This window comes from Blautia sp. CGZ-1-C1, assembly GCF_056504575.1.
This window is the reverse complement of sequence record NZ_JBWLUT010000069.1, coordinates 1-3,061: the sequence shown is the minus strand read 5'-3', so window position 1 is coordinate 3,061 and position 3,061 is coordinate 1. Positions and strand designations below refer to the sequence as shown.

The 3,061-nt window shown below is 48.6% G+C and carries 3 protein-coding genes and 1 pseudogene; all 4 read left to right on the top strand.

What is annotated here, in order from left to right:
• Positions 1-844: pseudogene (locus AC058W_RS05105) on the top strand (serine/arginine repetitive matrix protein 2); the annotation flags it as partial.
• Between the two features lie 15 nt (positions 845-859).
• Positions 860-1,546, top strand: a complete 687-nt coding sequence (locus tag AC058W_RS05100) for a CHC2 zinc finger domain-containing protein (protein ID WP_479389790.1) — start codon at positions 860-862, stop codon at positions 1,544-1,546.
• A complete protein-coding gene (locus AC058W_RS05095; protein ID WP_479389789.1) occupies positions 1,506-2,864 on the top strand; it encodes a virulence-associated E family protein in 1,359 nt (452 codons plus the stop codon). Before AC058W_RS05100 ends, AC058W_RS05095 begins: the two co-directional genes overlap by 41 nt.
• Positions 2,852-3,061: hypothetical protein (locus tag AC058W_RS05090; protein WP_479389788.1), on the top strand; the 210-nt coding region annotated here is incomplete at its 3' end. The genes AC058W_RS05095 and AC058W_RS05090, both read left to right, overlap by 13 nt.

Sequence of the window (3,061 nt, the reverse complement as noted above, 5' to 3'; positions counted from 1 at the left end):
TGTCAGTGAATTTTATGAGGAATTTGAAAACCGTTTCGGTTCTCATATCCACATTTTAGACTGGGCGCTCCATCTGGATGAAGGAACTCCGCACATCCATGAGCGCCATGTATTTGACTGTGAAAATCGGTATGGAGAGCTGTGCCCCCAGCAGGAAAAGGCGTTGGAGGAACTGGGTATCCCTCTCCCTAAACCGGAACAGCCAAAAGGAAAGCACAATAACCGGAAACAGACTTTTGATGCAGTCTGTCGGATAATCTTATTTGACGTTGCCAAACGGCATGGGCTGCATCTGGAACAGGAGCCGTCTTATGGTGGGCGTGACTATTTGGAAAAGCAGGATTATATCCTGATGAAGCAGAAGGAGCAGCTAGCGACACAGGAACAAAAGCTGGAGGAACTGACGCTAAAAATTGAGGATGTAGAAACCTTGCTGGAAGATGTTTCCGGTGCAGCCTATGACAAGGCGGTGGAGGTTGTGACCGACAAGGTTCGGGAACAAACCCAGCTTGAAGATATGGAAGTAATTGAGAAATATCGAAAGAGCGTGGTATCGCCCAATGCCAAAAATTCGCCAGAAGTTGTGAAGATAGCGAACACTCTGCTGAGTAGGGTGCGAGAAAAATTACAGCAGTCTGCTGAAAAAGTTCTCAAAAAGGTACAGGCGGTGCTGTTAAAACCGGAGGTCAAACAGGCTGGCAAAGAGCAGATCAAAAATAAAGCCAGAAAATCCATTAAGGAGAAGCTGGCACAAGGCAAACTGGACGCTGATCGGGAGAACCGGGAGCGCTGGGAGCGTGAAGGACGGATTGCTCCAACAAGAAAACAGGATATGGAATTGTGAGGCATCTGATTTTCTATGGAAACCGGATGCCTTTTGCATTGTTTGGAGGTGGAAGAAACGAATGTATTTGAAGCAGTAAAACAGTCTGTTACCACAAGGCAGGCTGCTTTGGTTTATGGAATTTCAGTAGGACGCAACGGGATGGCTTGTTGCCCGTTTCACGATGACAGGCATCCCAGCATGAAGGTGGACAGACGGTTCCATTGTTTTGCCTGTCAGGCAGATGGAGATGTGATTGATTTCACTTCCCGTCTTTTTGGACTAAGCAGTAAAGAAGCTGCCTTAAAGATGGCAGAGGACTTCTCAATCAGCTTTGACCGCAAAGGCCACGATCCGCCACAAAAGAGAGTAATCAAAAGAAAAATCAGCGAGGAAATGCGATACCGGCAGGCAGAGCAGAAATGCTTTCGGGTGCTGTGCGACTACCTGCGTTTGCTGGAACGATGGAAAGAAGAATATGCGCCCAAACAACCGGAGGATGACTGGAATCCTTTGTTTGTGGAGGCTCTGCACAGGCAGCCATATATCGAATATCTGTTGGATCTTCTTCTGTCTGACAGCATAGAAGAACGAGCTTTTGTAGTTGCGGAGTATGGAAAAGAGGTGAGGAAAATTGAACAGCGAATATCAGAGTTTATCGCCAGCCACCCAGCAGGCTGTGATGAGCGCAGCCGAAGCCATAGCGCCGGAACAGAGCGTTGATAAGGTGCGGCAGAGCCTTTCTGTTACCGACAAGGGAAAAACAGCCAACACCATCGACAACTGCCGGATTGTGTTCTGCTGCGATCCACTCCTGCGGGATGCCATCCGGCTTAATCTCCTGACAGACCGGGTAGACATTGTACAGGACTTGGGCTGGCGCAGGAATACCAGCGCTCTGACGGATACTGATGTGAAATATCTTCTCCTCTATTTTGAGAGAAACTATGAGCTGACCAGTGAGAAAAAGATCACGGCTGCCCTTTCTATCGTAGCAAACGAAAATTGTTACCATCCAATTCAGGATGTGCTGAACAGTCTTGTCTGGGACGGTACACCACGCATCCGATTCTGTCTGCACCATTTTCTTGGTGCTGATGAAAGTGACTATGTGGAAGAAATGCTGAAACATTTCCTGCTGGGTGCTATACGCCGGGTATTCCGTCCCGGTTCCAAATATGAAGAAATGCTTTGTTTGGTGGGCGGTCAGGGTGCCGGGAAGTCCACATTCTTCCGACTGCTGGCGATCCGGGACGAATGGTTCTCTGATGACCTGAAGAAGTTGGATGACGACCGGGTATTCCAAAAGCTACAAGGTCACTGGATCATTGAGATGTCAGAGATGCTTGCCACCAGCAGCGCAAAGAGCATTGAAGAAATCCGTTCCTTTATTAGCCGACAGAAGGAAACCTACCGGACACCTTATGAATCTCAGCCTAAAGACCGGCTTCGGCAGTGCGTGTTCGGTGGTTCCTCGAATACCCTGGACTTTCTGCCGCTGGATCGAGCCGGGAACCGGCGCTTTCTCCCAATCATGATTTACCCGGAGAAGGCAGAGGTTCACATTTTGGAGGACGAGGACGCTTCCAGAGCGTATCTGTTGCAGGTATGGGCAGAAGCTATGAGCATTTACCACAGCGGCAAGTATTCCATGAAATTCAGCAAGTCCATCCAGCGTCAACTGGTGGAGGTGCAGAAAGACTTCATGCCGGAGGACACCGAAGCTGGACAGATACAGGGATTTCTGGAACACTACACCGGAAACATGGTCTGCTCAAAACAGCTGTTCAAGGAGGCGCTGGGACATACCTTTGATGAGCCGAAGCGGTGGCAGCTCCACAATATCAATGAGATCATGAACACGGTCGTGACCGGTTGGAAGCCTTTTTCCAATCCCCGGATGTTTGCCGGATATGGCAGACAAAAGGGCTGGGAACGGGACACTTCCGGCAACGAACTACCCAGCAACGAAGGTGGATTTGTAGAACTGAGTGAAGAAGAATGCCGTCAGCTGGAACTTCCGCAGGAGTGGATCGCCTGACAAGGACGGTCTGTTGCCGGGATAGTTGCCAGTTGGTTGCCGGGTTCGTTGCTGATAAATTTATGGTTTTGATATGGAAAAAGCCCGTAAATAAAGGATTTTTATTATCTATCTATGTTTCCGGCAACGAAAGCAACGAGATTTTACAAGAAAATTTGAAAAGTAAGAAATCAGGGTCAGACGATAGTTTACAGGTT

What these genes read in the sequence shown, in the direction of transcription:
- AC058W_RS05100 (WP_479389790.1), top strand. Translation starts at nt 860, where the DNA reads ATGGAAACCGGATGCCTTTTGCATTGTTTGGAGGTGGAAGAAACGAAT.
- AC058W_RS05095 (WP_479389789.1), top strand. Translation starts at nt 1,506, where the DNA reads ATGAGCGCAGCCGAAGCCATAGCGCCGGAACAGAGCGTTGATAAGGTG.